At 65.7% G+C, this 18,375-nt stretch carries 16 protein-coding genes; 8 read left to right on the forward strand and 8 right to left on the reverse strand.

Features of this window, described 5'->3' with window-relative positions; all coding sequences use genetic code 11:
- Nucleotides 1-432: 432 nt before the first annotated feature.
- From EW117_RS08180 to EW117_RS08205, 6 genes are all read right to left on the reverse strand, one after another.
- The gene (locus EW117_RS08180) at nucleotides 433-777 is read right to left on the reverse strand and encodes a NifU family protein (protein ID WP_129785543.1); all 345 of its coding nucleotides are present in this window, start codon (nucleotides 775-777) and stop codon (nucleotides 433-435) included.
- Nucleotides 777-1,784: an amidohydrolase family protein gene (locus tag EW117_RS08185; protein ID WP_129785545.1), complete on the reverse strand. Its 1,008-nt coding sequence runs from the start codon at nucleotides 1,782-1,784 to the stop codon at nucleotides 777-779. Before EW117_RS08185 ends, EW117_RS08180 begins: the two co-directional genes overlap by 1 nt.
- A 43-nt stretch (nucleotides 1,785-1,827) precedes the next feature.
- A complete protein-coding gene (gene budC / locus EW117_RS08190) occupies nucleotides 1,828-2,634 on the reverse strand; it encodes a meso-2,3-butanediol dehydrogenase (protein ID WP_242504159.1) in 807 nt (268 codons plus the stop codon).
- A gap of 33 nt (nucleotides 2,635-2,667) precedes the next feature.
- Nucleotides 2,668-3,693, reverse strand: coding sequence for an ABC transporter permease (locus tag EW117_RS08195; RefSeq protein ID WP_129785547.1), 1,026 nt, complete (start codon nucleotides 3,691-3,693; stop codon nucleotides 2,668-2,670).
- A 43-nt stretch (nucleotides 3,694-3,736) separates the two neighbouring features.
- A complete protein-coding gene (locus tag EW117_RS08200; RefSeq protein WP_129785549.1) occupies nucleotides 3,737-5,224 on the reverse strand; it encodes a sugar ABC transporter ATP-binding protein in 1,488 nt (495 codons plus the stop codon).
- Nucleotides 5,225-5,479: 255 nt separating this feature from the next.
- Nucleotides 5,480-6,475 (reverse strand): substrate-binding domain-containing protein, encoded by a 996-nt coding sequence (locus EW117_RS08205; protein ID WP_129785551.1) that lies wholly within the window; start codon nucleotides 6,473-6,475, stop codon nucleotides 5,480-5,482.
- Nucleotides 6,476-7,105: 630 nt separating this feature from the next.
- Here EW117_RS08205 and EW117_RS08210 point away from each other — a divergent pair.
- A complete protein-coding gene (locus tag EW117_RS08210; RefSeq protein WP_129785553.1) occupies nucleotides 7,106-7,900 on the forward strand; it encodes an IclR family transcriptional regulator in 795 nt (264 codons plus the stop codon).
- Complete coding sequence (locus tag EW117_RS08215) at nucleotides 7,887-8,708, forward strand: IclR family transcriptional regulator (RefSeq protein WP_165362579.1); 822 nt, start codon at nucleotides 7,887-7,889, stop codon at nucleotides 8,706-8,708. Before EW117_RS08210 ends, EW117_RS08215 begins: the two co-directional genes overlap by 14 nt.
- Before the next feature lie 198 nt (nucleotides 8,709-8,906).
- On the opposite strand, the gene EW117_RS08220 is transcribed toward EW117_RS08215, so the two are convergent.
- On the reverse strand, nucleotides 8,907-9,833 hold the full coding sequence (locus tag EW117_RS08220) for an NAD-dependent epimerase/dehydratase family protein (RefSeq protein ID WP_129785556.1): 927 nt from the start codon (nucleotides 9,831-9,833) through the stop codon (nucleotides 8,907-8,909).
- Nucleotides 9,830-10,165: a putative quinol monooxygenase gene (locus EW117_RS08225; RefSeq protein ID WP_129785558.1), complete on the reverse strand. Its 336-nt coding sequence runs from the start codon at nucleotides 10,163-10,165 to the stop codon at nucleotides 9,830-9,832. Before EW117_RS08225 ends, EW117_RS08220 begins: the two co-directional genes overlap by 4 nt.
- An 823-nt stretch (nucleotides 10,166-10,988) precedes the next feature.
- Here EW117_RS08225 and EW117_RS08230 point away from each other — a divergent pair.
- The 6 genes from EW117_RS08230 (at nucleotide 10,989) to EW117_RS08255 (ending at nucleotide 18,336) form a co-directional block, all read left to right on the forward strand.
- Nucleotides 10,989-11,672, forward strand: a complete 684-nt coding sequence (locus EW117_RS08230; protein WP_129785560.1) for a hypothetical protein — start codon at nucleotides 10,989-10,991, stop codon at nucleotides 11,670-11,672.
- A gap of 93 nt (nucleotides 11,673-11,765) precedes the next feature.
- Nucleotides 11,766-12,932: a non-hydrolyzing UDP-N-acetylglucosamine 2-epimerase gene (gene wecB, locus EW117_RS08235; protein ID WP_129785562.1), complete on the forward strand. Its 1,167-nt coding sequence runs from the start codon at nucleotides 11,766-11,768 to the stop codon at nucleotides 12,930-12,932.
- A 14-nt stretch (nucleotides 12,933-12,946) separates the two neighbouring features.
- Nucleotides 12,947-14,146, forward strand: coding sequence for an MFS transporter (locus tag EW117_RS08240; RefSeq protein ID WP_129785877.1), 1,200 nt, complete (start codon nucleotides 12,947-12,949; stop codon nucleotides 14,144-14,146).
- A 14-nt stretch (nucleotides 14,147-14,160) separates the two neighbouring features.
- On the forward strand, nucleotides 14,161-15,429 hold the full coding sequence (locus EW117_RS08245) for an FG-GAP repeat domain-containing protein (RefSeq protein ID WP_207211805.1): 1,269 nt from the start codon (nucleotides 14,161-14,163) through the stop codon (nucleotides 15,427-15,429).
- Complete coding sequence (locus EW117_RS08250) at nucleotides 15,422-17,167, forward strand: FAD-binding oxidoreductase (RefSeq protein ID WP_129785564.1); 1,746 nt, start codon at nucleotides 15,422-15,424, stop codon at nucleotides 17,165-17,167. The genes EW117_RS08245 and EW117_RS08250 overlap by 8 nt, the downstream gene beginning before the upstream one ends.
- Complete coding sequence (locus tag EW117_RS08255; protein ID WP_129785566.1) at nucleotides 17,164-18,336, forward strand: acyltransferase family protein; 1,173 nt, start codon at nucleotides 17,164-17,166, stop codon at nucleotides 18,334-18,336. The genes EW117_RS08250 and EW117_RS08255 overlap by 4 nt, the downstream gene beginning before the upstream one ends.
- Nucleotides 18,337-18,375 lie beyond the last annotated feature (39 nt).

Raw genomic sequence — 18,375 nt, forward strand, 5'->3', positions numbered from 1 at the left:
CGAAAGACCTGCGGTGGAACACCGCGAATGAACTGCCGCCCATGGTCACAGCGGTCAGAGGAGGCTCGTGGCCGTCGACGGAGCGATCACCTCGGATCTCCACCACGCCGCGCACCGTGTCGACGCGGTGCGCGGCCCCGTGCACGACAGTCACGAAGCGACTCCCGATGCGCGGTCTCCGACAGCCCCTACCTCCGACAGCCCCTTCGCTGCGGAAGGCGTTCAGCCCTGTGCCCGCTGAGCGCGGGACGAGTTCCAGCGGCCGCGGATCCTCCGGTGGTTGGGCGGGAGTCTCGGCAGTACACGTTCACGCTCATGCGCGTCCTGCTCGTCCTTGATCACGCTCGCGTGGTGCGCAGCGCTGCCGCGCGGTCGGCGCGCCCAACAAGCATGCGATATTTCGCGCGAGCGGGCAGGCGTCCGTCGCGTGAGTCAGTCCGGCGCCGCCGACTCACGCAGGCGGGGCATCCCGAGAGTCGTCGTCGCGGGCCGCGGAGCGCGCACCCCGAGTCGACGACGGATGCCCGCGAGCACCTCCGGCGAGGCGTGGACCTGCGGTGCCCGCACGCCATGCACACCGCTCACCGACTCCAGGACGGTCTGGACCAGCCCGGCGTAGGTGACGGCCATCGCCGGGCAGCTCTCACAGGCGCCGAGGAAGCGGACGACGACGTCGCCCTGCTCGTCCACCTGCACGTCCATGTCACCCGCGTGACCCCGCAGCCGGGGGCGGATGGCGCGCAGCGCCTCGCTGAGCTCCCGCGGATCAGCAGCCATCAGAGCCCACCCGCTCGATAGCTCTCGGGGATCTCGTGGCCGAGCGCCCGGGCGAAGCTCAGCCCGAACACCTTCTCCTTGATCTCGCGTGTGAGAGCTGGGTAGCCGTAGCGTTCCTGAAGCTCTTCCGGCATCTCCAGGTTCGCCCACATCTCGATGTATGCCTGGATGTCGGGCCATATGAACCCTTCCGAGCCGTACGCAAGGCGATCGGCACCGACGAAGAGGAGCGCCTGACCGATGCGGTGCAGCATCGGGTACGGCTGCAGGAAGTACTGGTTGAACCATAGCGGGAGCATCAGGTGCATGTTGGGGAACCTGCCCACGATCGAGATGGTCTCGTCGACGTAGGGGTCGCCCATGTGGTGGATGCCGAAGTTCAGCTCGGGGAAGTCGTACGCCGCCATCTGCAGATCGTTCGGCTTGAAGGCCTCGACCGGGTGCATGCCGAGGGGGTACCCCTTATGGAACTGCACCATCTTGATGCCGAGTTCGATCGCCTTCTCGTACAGCGGATATGCGACCTCACGATCGTCCGCAGCCCAGTGGTGATCGCGGTCCTGATAGGTGTAGAACTTGAAGCTCTTGGCGCCCCATTCGTGCACCTGCCGTTCCATTTCGTCCAGCGCGAGGTCCAGGCCCTGCCAGCTCGGGTCGACTCCACCGCAGAAGATCAGCCGCTCGGGGTTGACCAGGGTCAGGTCATGGCACAGCTGTGCAGGCCCGAGAGAGTCCTTCCAGGGGCCGAAGAGCGGCACGGTCTGGACCATCGCCAGGTCAGTGTCGGACTTCTCGAACAGTTGCACATTCGCCCACTCCGGGTCGACGGGGTCATAGAAGTCCGGCTTGTCGGCCGGACCGCCTTTGCTCGCCATCAGCTTGTTGAACTCGTGCTGGTTGGCCCTGTGTGCGGCGACGTTACGCCCGTCCGTGCCGGGCAAGATCTGCCGATCCGTGAAGTCCTGCGTGTGTACGACGCAGTCAAATACAAACATTCCGTCCTTCATTGCACTTTCCTCTCTAGATGCCGTACGCGCGTCCCGCGGGGCATCAGCTCACGAAGTCACCGTTCGGCTGCCCGTTCCAGGCCGTCACGCCACCGTCGATCGGAAGAATGGCGCCTGTGATGAACGACGCCGCCGGCGATGCCAGGAACAGCACCGCGTCGGCGATCTCGCCGGGCTCCGCGATGCGACCCAGCGGGATGAAAGTGCTGAACGCGTCATCCAGCCCGGGGATTGCCCGGAAGTTGTCCTCCAGCAAGGGGGTGCGCACCGGCCCGGGTGCGATCGCGTTGACCCGCACCGAGGACTTTCCGTAGTCGATCGCCATGCTCCTGGTGAGGTTGACGATCGCGCCCTTGGCGGCGTTGTATGCCGCATAGTTGAAGTCGGCGCCGATCCCTGAGACCGAGGCCGTGTTCACGATCGAGCCGCGTGCGGCGATGAGGTATGGCAACGCCGCACGGGCGAGGAAGAATACGCCGTCCACATCTACGCTCATCACTCGTCGCCACAGCTCATTCGATGTCTCGGTCACAGAGCCCACGGGTGCGATGCCCGCGTTGTTGATGAGCACGTCCATGCGGCCGAACCGCTCGTGAACGGCAGCGACAAAGGCATCCGCCGACTCGGTGCGAGAGACATCCAGCACGAGAGGAACGAACCTCTCCCTCAACGTGGCGGGCAACTGCTCGACGAAACGGTTGAGCGCTATGTCGTTGACGTCACCGCCGACGACGGCCGCCCCTGCGCGGAGAAAACCGATCGAGACGGCCGCTCCGATCCCCGAGGCGGCCCCGCTCACCGCTACGACACGGCCGGAGTAGAGGTTCTCTTTCCACACATTCGTGCTCACAACGTCACATCCTCTCTCTCCGCACGTAGCGGCTCAGGCCGTCTGTCGTCGACTGCGTACGCGGAAAATAGAAAGGAGTCTGCCGTCGCTCAACACGGCAAGAATGATCACGGCACCGATGACGACCGGCTGGAGATGCGGGGAGACGTTAAGCAGTGTGAGTCCGTTGTTGAGCACGCCGATGATCAGTAGACCCACGAAGGTTCCCCACATGGAACCTACCCCGCCGGCCAGGCTCGCCCCACCGATGACGACGGCTGCGATGACGCTGAGCAGGTCGCTGGAATTCCCCGCCGAGGGCTGGGCGGCGTTCAGTCGCGCACCGACGACCAGGCCCGCGACCGCGGCGAGAAACCCCGCGGTGGCATACACGCGCAGTTGCAAGAGCTTCACGCGGATCCCCGAAAGTCGTGCCACCTCCTCATTGCTGCCGATGGCGTACAACGACCGTCCCGCAGGCCGGTACTTCAGCCAGAGAGCGGCGATAATGACGACCACGATCATGAGGTACACCTGCAGGGAGACCCCCAGCAAACGCACTTGAGAAAGGCCCAGGAACCAGTCAGGCAGCCCGAGGATCGGCGTCCCGTTGGTGAGGTAGAGGGACAGGCCGGTGGCGGCGAACATCGTCGCAAGCGTGGCAATGAACGCCTGGACCTTGCCGAACGCGACCAGCACGCCGTTGAGCAGTCCGATACCAGTGCCCGTGGCTAGACCGACGATGATGCAGATCCAGAAAGGCCAGCCGAGGTTCTGGTAGGTGACCGCGACGACCATGAAGCTGAGGCCGAGGACGGCGGACACCGACAGGTCGATGCCACCGAGGATGATGATCAGCGTCGCCCCTGCCGCCATGATCCCGATGTACGAGACCTGCACGAGGATGTTGATGAGGTTGTTCGTGGTGAGAAACACCGGAGAAAGGAACGACATCACAGCGATCAGCAGAACGAGTCCGATCAGCGGACCGGACAGCATCTTCAATCGGCTCTTCACCTGAGTGATCCGGATCGCCGACGCCGGCAGTGCGGTCGGTCGCTCCGTGAGTGACGTTGCCATTGGCTTTTCTCCTTGGTCTGTTCGATTCACTGTTCACTCACCGCTACGAAACGCACAGTTGCATGACTCGTTCGGGAGTGGCTTCCTCGCGAGTGAGAATGGCGCGTTGGCGTCCGGCCGCGACGACCATGACCCGGTGCGAGAGCAGCAGCACTTCTTCGAGTTCCGACGACACGACCACTACCGCCACCCCGCGGGCAGCGAGTGCGCGGATGATCTCGTAGATGGCCTCCTTGGCGCCGACGTCAACACCCCGGGTGGGCTCGTCGAGGATCAGGACCTTCGGAATGCGGACGAGCCACTTGGCCAGGAGCACCTTCTGCTGGTTGCCTCCGGAGAGCAACCCCACCGGGCGATCAAGATCGCCACGGATGTCAACCTCGGACGCCATCCGGCGCTTCAGCCTGTCCAGGAAGCGTGTCGTCACGAACCCGCTGGGCACCAGGCGCGACTCCCAAGGCAGGGCCATGTTCTCGGCGCTCGTGCGGTTGAGATTGAGGCCCTGAGCCTTTCGGTCCTCGGGGACCATGTAGATGCCGGCCGATATCGCGTCCGGCACCGATCGGATCTTCACCGGAGCGCCCTCGACCAGCACCTCCCCGGAGTCGAACGGATCGGCTCCGGCGAGGGCCCGCACGATCTCGGTGCGTCCCGAGCCGACGAGCCCCGAGACGCCGAGGATCTCGCCGCGACGCAACTCCACGGTGATGTTCTCGAACCGGCTTGAGGAAAGATCCTGCACGCTGGCCACGACCTCGTGCCCATGCGGTGGGGGCGGTGCCTCCCGACGGGCAAGATCGCGGCCCACCATCGCTCGGATCATTCCTTCGCGATCAATGTCGCGGGCATCCCACTCGCCGACCTTGGAGCCGTCCCTCAAACAGACCACGCGATCTGCGATCCGCAAGACCTCGTCGAGCCGATGACTGATGTAGACGACGCCTGTGCCGCGTGAGCGCAGCAGATCGATCTGCTCGAGCACGCGCTCGGTCTCGTGCCGGCCGAGTGACGCCGACGGCTCGTCGAAGATCACGAAAGCCGGACGACGGATGATCGCCCGCGCGATCTCGATCTCCTGCTGGGTGGCGGTCGACAAGCCGGCGACGGGCCGGCGGGGGTCGAGCGTGACGCCTAGATCGGCGAGCGCTGCTCGGGCGTCGGCGACCATCTCGCGCGTGGCAACGCGCCCGCGCCGGACCGGCAGTCGGCCGAGGAACATGTTCTCGGCAACCGACAGCTCCGGGATCATCTTGATCTCCTGGTGGATGATCGCGACACCCGAATTGAGTGCATCGATCGGGCTGGCAGGCGCGTACGGCCGGTCGTCGATGGTCATAGCACCGTCGTCGGGTCGTTTGATGCCCGCGATGATGGAACTGAGTGTGGACTTGCCGGCACCGTTCTCGCCGATCAGGCCGACGACTGAACCAGCCGCGATGGAGAAGTCCACCGCGCGCAGGACGGCGTTGCCTCCGTAGCGTTTCGTCAGGGCCGTCCCGGTCAGGGTGCGTGCAGTGTTGGCTTCGCTCATTGTCGTCTATTCCCGGTTCGTTTTGGACGGGCGGGCCGCCCGGCGTCCTTCGTTTGATACTTGTTCAAGATCTGCGTATCCCCCGCCTTGGACACGGGACTCCTCCACGCGGAGCATCACGGCTGTCGAGGTATTGAATGCCTCGGTGATGCTGGCTCGATATCCAGGTTGCGCCAGCTCCGCCCGAGGCGTGGATCAGCTCAGCCCAGTGCGTCTCGTCGTTGAGACACGTTCATGAAATAGCGACGCGGGACGCTATCCCTGTGTTCCGTAGTATCTCTGGGCACGAGCCTCTTCCAGGTTCTCATTTGTCACGAGGACCGACTCCTGGATCTGCTCCTTGGGGATGTCTTCCCCCGTGCCCTCCATCGCTGCGATCGCGTCCTGCACAGCAATTTGCCCCATGGTGTAGGGCTGCTGGCTCATGGTGGCGGAGATGTGGCCCTTCTCGATCGCGTCGTAGACCGCCGGGAATCCGTCGATCGTCACGATCGGAATGTTTTCGCGGCCGGCCGACTCAGCCGCACTCGCGGCGCCGAGCGCCATGTCGTCGCTCTGAGCGAATACACCCTGCAGGTCCTCGTTGGCGGTGAGCACATTGGCGAATACGCTGACAGCCTTGTTCTGGTCCCAGTCCGCGCTCGTCGTACTGACCACGTCCAGCCCCGGGTTCTCGTGAAGGGATGTATCGCACCCCTCCGTCCGCTGCATCTGAGTGGACGAGGCAGGGATGCCTTCGACGATGGCGATGTCTCCTTCGCCGTCCAGCAGTTCAGCCAGGTGATCGCAGGCTTGCCTCGCCATGGCCACGCTGTCGCTGCCGATGTAGGTGACGTAGTTGCCGCCCGCCGGAACCTGGTCGACGGCCACGACCGGGATACCGGCTGCATTCGCCTGGCTGATCGATGCGCCCCCCGACGCCGCGTCGAGTTGGATGAAGATCAGCGACCCGACGCCCTGGCTCACCAGGTTCTGCACGTGGTTGACCTGTGTGGAGCTGTTGCCTTGAGCGTTGAGGATCACCAGCTCGTAGCCCTGCTCTGCCGCTTCCTCTTCCATGCCCTGCTGCGCAGCCGCGTAGAACTGGTTGACGAACGACATCGAGACGCCGATCGCCTTGTCGTCACTGTCACGGCTCGACTGTCCCCCGGGGGTGCCCGAGCACCCGGAGAGAACGAGCACTGCCGTGGCGATCGCCGCAGCAGCGGGAACGACGCGGCGGCGCATCTGCGGATTCTGCTGGATCTTCATGGACTCACTACTTTCTTTGGTAACGAACTTCGCCGCGAGCGGCGAACGTGACGAGCGGGCCGTGATCGGCGAATCGGCCGAGCGGGACGTCGGGCTTGTACCGGTGCACCTCGGCGCCCTCGCGCAGCAGCCCGTCGAGGCGGCACTTTCAGAGGGCGCGAATCGGGACACCGGTGCGTTCGCGCGGGGCGCATGCCCGACTCACTCGGTCGCCGGCGATCGCGTGGAGTGCGCCTCGCCCGACGACGGCGGGTCTCCCGATTCGGGAAGCTGCCCCGTGGCGACAGCGAACCTTCCGTCGAGCCGGAACGCGGGAGCACCGGGAGGGGTCACGAGAGCGCTCCCGTGGGGCGCTCGATGAGTCTGCATGGTCCGACCTTCGGACGTGTGCTTCACAGTTCGCTCCTTTGCGATCTGCCGTCGCTGATGAATCTACGCTGACTCCTCCAGCGAACGCGCAGTACGGGTCTTACATGAGGAAACTAGCACGGGTCCATCTATCTTGTCCAGGATCCTGGACACTGAGTTCATTTATAGCAACTAGAGCCGGACAGGCGGGTCAACCCAAAGTATCGTTGCTGGCCCGTCCTGTTTTCTGTAGAGTCTGTCCAAGAAGTGGAAGGAAGTGACGTGGCCAAAATCGGCTCCGAGACCAGCGACACCGCCGGGATGAGCGCGATCAGGAAGGCCACGCGCGTCTTGCACCGCCTCGCCGCATCCGGTGAACTCACTGCGGGAGAGCTCGCCGATGCCCTCGAGGAACCGGTAACGACCGTTTATCGGATGCTCACCAACCTCGAGGGCATCGGCTGGATCGAGCGGGGGTCGCGCAAGGGCAGCCCCGTACGCCTCGGAGTGGAACTCATCGCCCTCGGGCAGTCGGTGGAGGACGCCCTTGACCCGCGCCTCCTGTCGAGGGCTGCACTTGTCCGACTGAATGAGGCGACCTCGGAGACGGCATACCTGTGCGTGCCCAGCGGGCAACGCGCCACCTGCATCGAGCGGGTCGACGGCATCTACACACGCACCGCCGAGCTACCGATCGGTGGATCACTTCCACTGCATCAGGGTGCCGGCCCACGAGCGATCCTCGCCTTCACCTCGCAGTTGTTCCGCGACCGCTACACCGCGACGATGCGCGCCTCGCAGCTCAACCCGATGACCGAGTCGGAGGCGCTTCGACTCGACGCGGAACTCGCGAGCATTCGGGCGTCCGGGCTGGCTTCGTCCGATGGCGATGTCACCCCGGGCGTCTACAGCGTCGCGGCCCCCGTCATGAATCATCGGGGCGAGGTCATCGCCTCCATCACGCTCAGTGCCCTCAAGTCACGAACGGACACCCGCATGCTCGCTTTCGATGACCTCGTCCGCGACGAAGCCCGGCGCGTCTCGACCGACCTGGGATTCCGCCATGCCGACAGTTGAGAAGCCGAGTCGAGTTCTGACACATCTGAGTACTGCCGTCAGGTGCCTCGCGGAAGTGGGCCCGCTGTCGGCCCCCGACATTGCCAAGGAGATCGGCGTTCCGCGTCCAAGCGCCTACCGATTGCTGGGAGCGCTCGTCCAGGCTGGTCTCGCGATCCAGCGTGCGGATGGCACCGTCTCGTTGAGCACCGCCTGGCTCAAGCTCGGCGACAGCGCCCTCGCTACCGCCGCACCATGGTTCGATCGTGACGACCTCTTGCTCGAGCTACGGGACAAGACCCGCTTGACTGTGTTCCTGTGCGTGCCGCGTCCGCAGCGGACGGTATGCGTGCGGCGGCTCGACGGGCAGGGCGTCCAGGTTCTGGTACTAAAGCCGGGCGGGAGCCTTCCGCTCCACGTCGGCGGCGTCGGACGTATCACCCTCGCGTTCGGCGACGAAGACCCCGAGGCCTACCTCGCCGACATCGGCCTCGATCAGCTCACACCGAACTCTCTCGTCCAGCCGGAGCAGGTCCTCGCCGACGTACAACTGAGTCGCCAGCGCGGATACTGCGTTTCCGACGAAGACGTCACGGTCGGGGTGGGCGCCGTCGCCGTTCCCGTCCTGACGGAGGATGGCAGGCTCCTTGCGGCACTGTCAGTGGCAGGTCGACGCGAAGACATCATCGGCCACGAGCCGGGCCTCGCGAACGAACTGACCGAAACCGCCGCTGCCCTAGTGACCTCCGCCAGCACGGCCCGCACGGCCCAGGCCGCGGCGGTTCCGGGCAGGACCGAAGCAAAGGCCGCGGCCCACACACGGACGTAGAGCGCTGCCGTTGCCAGGAGTAGTGACGCCCGGTCGTGGCGGCAGGGCAAGCCTTCTTGGACCAACCCGGCCACGGACGCACCGTCCTTCGGAACTGGCCGTGACCGGGCCCGCGCGCACAGCGACGGGAAGGTGAGCATGTGGCACCCCGACAGGGAGGCGACGCGTCCTTTCGTCATTGGTGAGTCAGGCGTGCTGTCACCGCGCAGTGTGATCGTGCGGGTCACCCTTTGACGCCCAGATCCGGCGATAGGAGCCGTCCATCAGATCCGCGAGCAAGTCGGGCCCTTGCGGATCCCAACCCAGCTCTTCCTTTGCGCGAGATGAGTCGACGCGGCTGTTGCTGGCCAGTGCGACGTCAACCCAGCGCGCGCCAAGCTCTCCACGCGCCTCCTCAATGGATACCTCACGCGCGCCCGTCTGACCGAGAACGTGCGCGATCCCGTCGGTGACCTCACTCATGGCGAGCTCACCGGAAGCGACGTTGTAGGAAGCACCAGGCTTCGCATGCTCCAACGCGAGCAGGTATAGCTCAGCGAGGTCGTAGAGGTACACATTCCCCCAGCGGTTCTCACCGCTCCCCGCATAGATGGTCCTCCCCGTCGAGAGTCCGTAGCGAAGCATGAGGGGAAGCTGTTCTGAGCCGCCGTCACCGAAGACCATGGCCGGCCGGATGACGACCGACCGGATGTCGTCGTTCGCCGCGTCCAGGACGCGCTGGTCAGACTCGTACCGGGCGGCGACGACCGGTGCGGGCACGAAGGCATCCGTCTCCGTGTAGACGTTCGACGAGAACTCCCCGGCCGCGAGGTCGGTGTACACCCCTGTGCCGCTGGTGCGCAGGTACGTCTTGCCCGTGCCCGCCAGCGCACCCAGGAACGCCTCCGTGGACGGCGCGTGGTCCGCGGTCGCAGTGTCGATGATGCCGTCGTAGGTGGACAAATCGAAGCGCCCAATATCTTCGAGGCTCCCGATCACCGGAGTGACGCCTTGCGCTCGCACTGATCGCGCTGACACCTCCGACCGGACCAGACCGTGGACGTGGTAGCCGGCACGCGACAACCGCTGGGAGATCGCCTGGCCGAGGTATCCGGCCGCACCGGTCACGAAGAGTTGCTCAGTCATGTCTTCCTCCATGCACCATCGAGTGCCTGAACGGAGCGCGAAGAGCCTCCTGGACTCTCGAACTCCTCAGATGTCAACACCGTCACTTCCAACTCGCCCAAATCCTGAAGCAGGCGCTCGACGCGCGCCGAAGCATCGTGCTCGGCCAACGCCCTGCGATCGGCGAACACCTCGATGATCACGCGGTCCTGCGCGCTCTCACCGACGAAGTGCCGCCAGAACACGGTGCCCGGCTCCTCGGCGAACGACACCGCCGAAGCCGCGAGCAGATCGTCGAGCGCGCCGACCTGGTTCTCGTCGACGTGCGCTCGCACCAACTTGGCGATGAGCAAGAAGTTCTCCAATCGTGGACACCAAGGATGTCCCGCAGCATCATGGGACGGTGTGGGCTTCCTGGCATCGGCATCCTACACTATTCTCGGACAAGATGTCCACATTTTGCAACACTCAAGGAGCCCCTCACGGCGCATGTCACCACCGCGATCGAGAGCATGCCCGGAAGATGCAGTTGATCTCGCACCCCTTCGAGCACGCAGCGGTCGACAAGGCCCCCGGTCAAGCCGGCAAGCCGATCGGCCCGAGCTCTATGCATCGTCGCCTTGCCCTCCCCTCCCAACTCCGGGGCTGCCCGTGGGCGGGTCGGTGAGGACCGTGCAGGAATCGGCAATCTGACGGTGCCGCAATTCCGCGATCCGCTCGACCGGCGCGGCGCCCGGGTCCCCACAGCTCCGCGAACCCACGGCAAGAGCGCTTGAGCAGTTGCTCGTGCGATGACTCAACCGCACTCATGAATATACATATTCACAGGTCGATGAAGACGCATATGTGGAAGTAGATGAAGACACATGCTTATGAGTCACCAAGGGCGCATATTCGCAGGTCAGAGCCCATACGACAACCGCTCAGAAGGATACTTCCGCTTAGCAAGCGCGAAAGCTCATCGTCAACGAAAATGTCCTGTTTTGCACAACAATCACCCAGTCCCTGTCAGGGAGTGGCTTGCGGTGCCGAGGTGGTGATGTGATGGCTTCACCGCGGAACGATGACGTGCCAAACGGCCAGGCAACTGGTCGTCATCGTTCCGCTTTTGTTGTGTTCAGAGCGGCGTTTCGGAAGAGAACCGTCGCCCGACGCTGAACGACACAGGGAGTCATCGTGAGCACCATGACCACCGACCACCTGTCCTTCTCCAGCAGCCTCGCGTCCGCCGTCGTGCTTCGTGACGCCGTCGAGGCCCCGATCACCCAGCGCAGCGTCGTCGTGAACTGCGCGACGACCGACGCATTCACCGGCACCGCGCAGCTCGCGCCACTGCCGCCGCTGAGCTCCACGATCGTCACGGCGGGCACCGTCACCGGTGAGCTCATCGTCGTGGTCGTCCCGAGCGAGTCAGCCGACCTCGAGGACCGCGCACGGGAGCTCGGCTGGCGGAACTTCTATGGCAGCGAAGGACCCCTGCTGCTGAAGTCGCCGCAGGACCGCGTTGGCACGGTCTCGATCGACCGTCGTGCCGTCCTTCATCAGCCCGCGCTCCCGTCTGGTCCGGAGGCCTTCGCGGTTCGCGCGAACCTGTGGTTCAGCCCTGCCGGGACCGACTGCGGCATCCATAACATTCACCCGTTCATCGAGGTGCACACCCAGATCAGTGGGTACGGCCGCATGCAGAAGTTCGACACGAAGGACCACGAGAGCCTCTACGAGGACCAACAGCTCAGTCCCGGCACCACTAACCCGGTCCCGTTCTGCACCGACCGGGACGGTGAGCTCATCTACCCGTGGCATCAGTACCGAGCGGACACCGACTGCATCTGGCTCGCACTCGAGTACCACAAGGTCTGAAACCTCTCCATCGCACCGCCTCATTCCGCGTTACGTCGTCGGTCGACCTACCGGCTCTCTTCGGCGTACCCCAAACCAGGCAGGAGCACCCCTATGAAGACTCTCGGCATCGTTTTCGGAACCAGGCCCGAAGCCGTCAAGCTCGCACCGATCATCCACACCCTCCAGGACGACCCCCGCTTCCGGACCGTGCTGATCTCCACCGGCCAGCACCGCGAGATGCTCGACAGCACGCTTGAGGAGTTCCGGATCACTCCGGATGTGAACCTCCGTGTCATGCGGGACGGGCAGACAGTCTCCGAGGTCACCCACCGTATTCTCGAGCGCCTGTACGCGGGCAGGCACCTCGACGGCCTCGACGCCCTCCTGGTCCATGGCGACACCGCGACCACCCTCGCCGGCGCCCTCGCCGGGCTCCATGCCCAGGTGCCGATCGTCCACGTCGAGGCCGGGCTGCGCAGCGGGAGCAACGCGTCACCGTTCCCCGAGGAGGCCAACCGCAAACTTGTCGGCCAGATCGCCGCCCTCCACCTCGCGGCCACCCCGGGCAACCACGCCAACCTCATCCGCGAGGGGGTCAGGGAGAGCGCGATCACGGTCACGGGCAACAGCATCGTCGACGCGCTCGCCTGGGGCATGCAGAACCTCGGCTCCTACGGCGACCCGCGGCTGGAGGACCTGGACGACGACCCGCGCCAAGTTATCCTCGCCACCACGCACCGCCGGGAGAGTCACGGCAGGCCAATGCAGGAGATCGCCGAGGCTCTGGCCGACATCGCCACCCGCGGCGACGTCCGGATCGTCGTCCCCTTGCACCTCAACCCCAAGGTCCGCGCGGTGATGCTGCCCGTGCTGTCGGGCGTCGACAACATCGACCTCGTCGACCCTCTGCCCTATCTCTCGTTCTGCCGCCTCCTGCGGCGCAGCGACATTATCCTCTCCGACAGTTCCGGAGCGGAGGAAGAAGGCCCTGCGCTCGGCAAGCCCACCCTGGTGCTCCGGGAGATCACCGAGCGCAGCGAGTCGATCCTGACGGGCTCGTCCCGCCTCGTGAGCCGTTCCCGCGGCCAGATCGTCGCCGAGGTGCAGCGGCTCCTCGACGATCCGGTCGCGTACGCGGAGATGTCGAACGCCATCAACCCGTACGGCGACGGGCGGGCCACCGGACGTACGGTCGCCGCGATCGCAAACTACTTCGGTATGGGCCCGGCGGTCACACCGTTCGTGCCCGGTGCCGACGTGGTTCGGTCGGTCGCATGACGGCGGCCAAGCGCCTGCCTGCCGGACTGGTCGCGCTCGCCCTCGGCGGCTTCGGCATCGGACTGACCGAGTTCGTCATCCTCGGTCTTCTGCCCGAGGTGGCAGCCGACTTCCGGGTGACGATCCCGCAGGCCGGCTACCTCGTGTCGGGCTATGCCCTCAGCGTCGCGGTGGGTGGCGTGCTCGTCACCGCCGGTACCGCCCATCTCCGGCCCAAGCGCGTGCTGGTCGGTCTGATGGTGCTCTTCGTCCTGGGGAACTTGCTCTCCGCGGTCGCCGACACGTACGCGGTGATGATGGCCGGCCGGATCGTCGCGGCGCTCTGCCACGGCGCGTTCTTCGGTATCGGGTCCGTCCTGGCGGCTTCCCTCGTTCCGGCGCACCGGAAGGCGCAAGCGATCTCGATCATGTTCCTCGGTCTGACGCTCGCGAACGTCCTTGGTGTCCCGCTCGGCACCTTTCTGGGCCAAGGCCTCGGCTGGCGGTCCACGTTCTGGACGATCACCGCTATCGGGGTGGTCGCGCTCCTCGGGCTCGTGGCGTTCATACCGAACCGGAGCGCCGATGCCCGCCCGCCGGGACAGCTCCGGCGCGAGCTCGCGGCCTTCCGGAACGGCCAGGTCTGGCTCTCGATCCTCGTCACCGTGTTCGGCTTCGGCGCGATGTTCGGCGCATTCACCTATATCGCGCCGATCCTCACTGAGGTCTCGAGGTTCCCGGACGGCGCGATCCCGTGGCTGCTCGTGCTCTTCGGCGCGGGCTTGTTCATCGGCAACCTCGCCGGCGGCCGAGCCGCGGACCTGGCCCTCGACCGCACCCTGCTGACACTGCTCGGCTCACTGACGGTGGTATTGATCGGCTTCGCCCTCGTCGTCGGCAACCCTTTGGCCGCTGGGGTCGCGCTGTTCCTGCTGGGCGCCGTCGGCTTCGCCTCCGTGCCCGGCATGCAGATGCGTGTCCTCGAGTTCGCGTCCGCCGCACCGACCCTGGCGTCCGGCGTGAACATCAGCGCCTTCAACCTCGGCAACGCCATCGGCGCCTGGATCGGCGGCCTCACCATCACCGCCGGGCTCGGATACCGATCACCGATCGTCGTCGGCGCCGCCCTGGCCGCCGTCGCCCTCGCCGTCATGGCGCTCGCCGCGAACTCCCACCGCCGTTTCGTCATGAAGCAGACGGCGGCACCACTGACCAGCTCCATCACCGCTCACTGACGAAAGGCACTGGCATGACCACACCTATCGTTCGCAGCACCGCAATGCCGTCATTGGCCATCAGCGAACCTGTTTTCGGCTCCGAGACCGTCACCGACTTCCTCCGTGACGGCTACTGGCTCGAGGCCTGCGACATCGACGGCGACGGCAACCTCGACCTCGTCGGCTACGGTCTCAATGTCGGCGAGATCTACTGGTACCAGAACCCGACCTGGCAGAAGCGGCTCGTCGTCGACAAGATCAAAGAACCGGTCGGAGCCGACTTCGGGGACGTCACCGGCAACGGCCTGCCCGACCTGGTCGTCTGCTACCAGCTCTACGGCCCCGGTGGCACGATCCACCACGCCGACGGCGAGGGCGGGAAGATCGACTGGCTCGAGAACCCCGGCGACCCGACCGTCAGCACGGAGAACTGGAAGCGGCACTACGTCGGGCGGGCGACGGGCATGCACCGGCTCCGGGTTGGGCACTTCTCTCGGACCGATCGCCTCCAGATCATGGGTTTTCCGATCGTCGCCGTCGAGGACGTGCACGCCGTCCTGCCGGTCATGCTGTTCACACGGCCCGACGATCCCACCGACGAGTGGGACGCCGAGGTGATCAGCCGCACCGACTTCCGCATGATCCACGGTGTCGCCCGCAAGCCCGGCCTCATCCCAGGATCCCCCCTCGACTCGATCCTCATGGCGTCCGACGAGGGCGTCACGTGGCTGTACTTCGACGAGGACGCCGGTGCGTTCGCGTGGGAACACATCGGCGACGGCGAGACCGGCCAGTTCGAGCAGACCACGTTCAAGGGCTCCGGCGACCTGGACGGCGGCCGCATCGGCGACGACCCGCTCGCCTACGTCGCGGCGATCGAGCCGTTCCACGGCAACACCATCGCCGTGTACACGCGGTCCGCGCAGGACGCCGAGGCATCCGTGTGGCGTAGGCACCTGCTCGACATCTACGGCGACCCGAACGAGAACGGCGAGGGTCCGGGCCACACGGTCATGTGCCGCGACTTCGACGGCGATGGCGACGACGAGTTCCTCGTCGGGCTCCGCGGCCCGGAACCGTGGCAGGGCGCCTACTACTACAAGGCTGTCGACCTCGAGAAGGGCCTGTTCCTGAAGTGGAAGGTGTCCGGCGAGTCGATCGCCCGCATCGTCGCAGGAGACTTCAGCAACCGCGGCCTGGACGACTTCGCCACGATCTCCTACTCGGTGCAGCACTACTTCGTCGCGCCGAAGGCGGAGATCACCCTCCACCGCAACCGCACCCCGCAGCAGGATGGCTGAGATCACCGCGAAGAGCACGGTGTCCTCCAGGGGCAGGCGGGAACGCCCGGCCGTCGACCGGCGGGCGTTCCTGCTCGGTGCCGCGGGCACGGCTGCCGTGGGCGCGACCGTCACGCTCGAACCGGCAACCGCCACCGTCCCTGCTGGTGTCACGTCGTCTGGCGGGAACGGAGCCGCCACCGTCGCCTCGGTCGTCACCGCGTCCGACTCCCGGTACCTCGACATGGCGACCGGCAACAACGCCCGGTTTGTCGCCACACCGGAATACGTCCGCCTCATCAGCTCCACCAGTGACGCGGAGAGGGCGGTCCGGACCGCGGTCCGGACGGGGAGGAAGGTATCCGTCCGGAGCGGTGGTCACTGCTTTGCCGACCTCGTCTGCAACCCGGAGGTCGAGGTCATCCTCGACCTCTCGACGATGACCGATGTCTTCTATGACCCTGCGATGCGCGCCTTCGCCGTCCAACCCGGTGCTCGGCTGCTGACCATGTACGAGAAGCTGTTCAAGGGGTGGGGAGTCACCGTCCCGGGCGGGATCTGCTACAGCGTCGGCATCGGCGGGCACGTCGCCGGCGGGGGCTACGGCCTGCTCGCACGCGCGCACGGGCTCGTCGTCGACCACCTCTACGCCGTCGAGGTCGTCACGGTGGACGCCCGGAGGAACGTCCGGACCCACGTCGCCACACGCGACTCCCAGGGGGGACTCGGCGACCTCTGGTGGGCCCACACCGGCGGCGGCGGCGGGAACTTCGGCGTCGTGACGAAGTACTGGTTCCGGTCGCCTGGCGCTTCTGGCTCGGACCCGTCCGACCTGCTCGTGAGGGCGCCGTCGAGGGTGCTGGTCAGCGCCCTGTCCTTCCCGTGGGACCAGGTGGGCGAGCAGGAGTTCCGGCGCCTGATGGTCAACTGGAACGAGTGGCATGAGCAGTACGAGGACCCGGGTACGCCTGAGTCGCACCTGTCGAGTCTCTTCAACCTGAGCCATCGAGCGAACGGCAGCCTGGGGATGTTCACCCAGATCGACGCGGACGCGCCGGATGCTGCCGCGGTCCTTGAGCGGTTCGTCGCCAAGATCACGGACGGCGTGAACGTCGGCACAGCGCCGATGTCCGCCCCGTCCGGCGAGCTCCCGCCGATGCCGGCCTACTACGAGACCCAGGAGGTCTCGTGGATGCAGGCGACCCGCATGGTCGCGACGAACAACCCGACGATCACCAACCCGACCAGCCGGGGGGCGCACAAGTCCGCCTACTTCAAGAAGGGGTTCACGTCCGAGCAACTCGGCGTCATGTGGACCCAGCTGACCCGACCAGACTTCACCAACCCGGACACGATGATGGTGGTGTTCTCCTTCGGCGGAAAGGTCAACGCGGTCGCGGACGACGCGACGGCGAACGCCCAGCGCGACTCGATCTTCAAGATCTGCCTGCAGACCTTCTGGCAGGACGAGGCGGAGGACGACTTCTACCTGAGCTGGGAGCGCGAGACCTTCGAGGCGATGTTCGCCGGGTCAGGCGGTGTCCCAGTACCCGACGCGCAGGTGGACGGCTGCTACATCAACTACCCGGACGTGGACATGGCCGATCCGGCCAGAAACCGTTCCGGCGTGCCCTGGTCGACCCTGTACTACAAGGGCAACTACCCCCGTCTGCAGCGCGCGAAGCAGGCGTGGGACCCGACGAACTTCTTCACCCACAGCCTCGGCGTCGAGCTGCCGGAAGGGGCTGATCAGCCATGAGCGCCGACGTCTCGATCGTCGGTGCCTCGACCACGAGGCGGCCGCCGAAGCTGCCGGCACTCACCGGGCTACGGTTCTTCGCCGCCCTCCTGGTGTTCGGGTTCCATATCACCCTGTCGGCGTCGCCGATCCCGCCCAACGACCCGATCAACCCGTTCGCCGACCCGGCGGTCGCGGCGGCGACCGAGCGGGTGTTCGTGACCACCGGCTACATCGGTGTGTCCTTCTTCTTCGTCCTCAGCGGGTTTCTGCTCGCGTGGGCCGCCAGGCCCGGAGAGAAGATGACGCTGTTCTGGCGTCGCCGAATCGTCAAGATCTTCCCGAACCATCTGGTCATGTGGACACTGTCGATGGTCCTTTTCGCGGCGGCGATCACCCCGGTGCACGCGTCGGTGCTGAACTTCTTCCTGCTGAGCGCGTACTCGCCGGACGGGGCGGTCAACGTCGCGGTGAACCCGCCGTCGTGGACACTCTGCATCGAGCTGCTGTTCTACATGCTGTTCCCGCTGCTGATCGCGGGAATCCGCATGATCCCCGGCAACCGCCTCTGGTTCTGGGTGGGGCTGATGGTGGTCGGGATGGTTCTCGTCCAGGTCGTCAACCTCACACTTATCCCGGACACGCCCAGGTCGGCGATAACGCCGGTGTCGTCGTACCAGTTCTGGTTCGGCTACATCTTCCCGCCGTCCAGGCTGTTCGAGTTCGTCCTCGGCTCGGTCCTCGCCCGCGTCGTCCTCGAAAATCGCTGGCCGGCGTTCCGTACCTGGCACGTCCTGCTCGTCTGCCTGGTCGGGTACGCACTGGTCAACGTCGTGCCATTCGTGTGGACGTTCAACGTCGCGACGATCATTCCGATTGCGATGGTGATCGCGACCACGGCGGCCGGCGACGCCTCGGGAAAACGCAGCTTCCTGCAGTCCCGGCCGATGCAGTGGCTGGGCGACACTTCGTTCGGGTTCTACATCTGTCAAGGTGTGGTGATCTTCTGGGCCCGGCAGGCGATGGACAACGCCACGTTCCCGACCCCGGTCGCGCTGCTCGTTGTCGCTGGGTTCTTCGGGCTCACGATCCTCGGGGGCTGGGCTCTGTACTCCCTGGTCGAGAAGCCGATGATGGACCGGTTCGCCAGACCACGCCGGACCGTCCCGGTGCCGGTTGGTTCGACCTGAGCAGATCGCGGCGCCAACGAGTCGAGCAGGCCGGACCTC

The organism is Promicromonospora panici (assembly GCF_900608595.1).
Lineage (GTDB): Bacteria > Actinomycetota > Actinomycetes > Actinomycetales > Cellulomonadaceae > Promicromonospora > Promicromonospora panici.

Coding starts and splice junctions, on each gene's coding strand:
- EW117_RS08180 (WP_129785543.1), bottom strand. CDS start 777: ATGGCTGCTGATCCGCGGGAGCTCAGCGAGGCGCTGCGCGCCATCCGC.
- EW117_RS08185 (WP_129785545.1), bottom strand. CDS start 1,784: ATGAAGGACGGAATGTTTGTATTTGACTGCGTCGTACACACGCAGGAC.
- EW117_RS08195 (WP_129785547.1), bottom strand. CDS start 3,693: ATGGCAACGTCACTCACGGAGCGACCGACCGCACTGCCGGCGTCGGCG.
- EW117_RS08200 (WP_129785549.1), bottom strand. CDS start 5,224: ATGAGCGAAGCCAACACTGCACGCACCCTGACCGGGACGGCCCTGACG.
- EW117_RS08205 (WP_129785551.1), bottom strand. CDS start 6,475: ATGAAGATCCAGCAGAATCCGCAGATGCGCCGCCGCGTCGTTCCCGCT.
- EW117_RS08215 (WP_165362579.1), top strand. CDS start 7,887: ATGCCGACAGTTGAGAAGCCGAGTCGAGTTCTGACACATCTGAGTACT.
- EW117_RS08220 (WP_129785556.1), bottom strand. CDS start 9,833: ATGACTGAGCAACTCTTCGTGACCGGTGCGGCCGGATACCTCGGCCAG.
- wecB (WP_129785562.1), top strand. CDS start 11,766: ATGAAGACTCTCGGCATCGTTTTCGGAACCAGGCCCGAAGCCGTCAAG.
- EW117_RS08245 (WP_207211805.1), top strand. CDS start 14,161: ATGACCACACCTATCGTTCGCAGCACCGCAATGCCGTCATTGGCCATC.
- EW117_RS08250 (WP_129785564.1), top strand. CDS start 15,422: ATGGCTGAGATCACCGCGAAGAGCACGGTGTCCTCCAGGGGCAGGCGG.
- EW117_RS08255 (WP_129785566.1), top strand. CDS start 17,164: ATGAGCGCCGACGTCTCGATCGTCGGTGCCTCGACCACGAGGCGGCCG.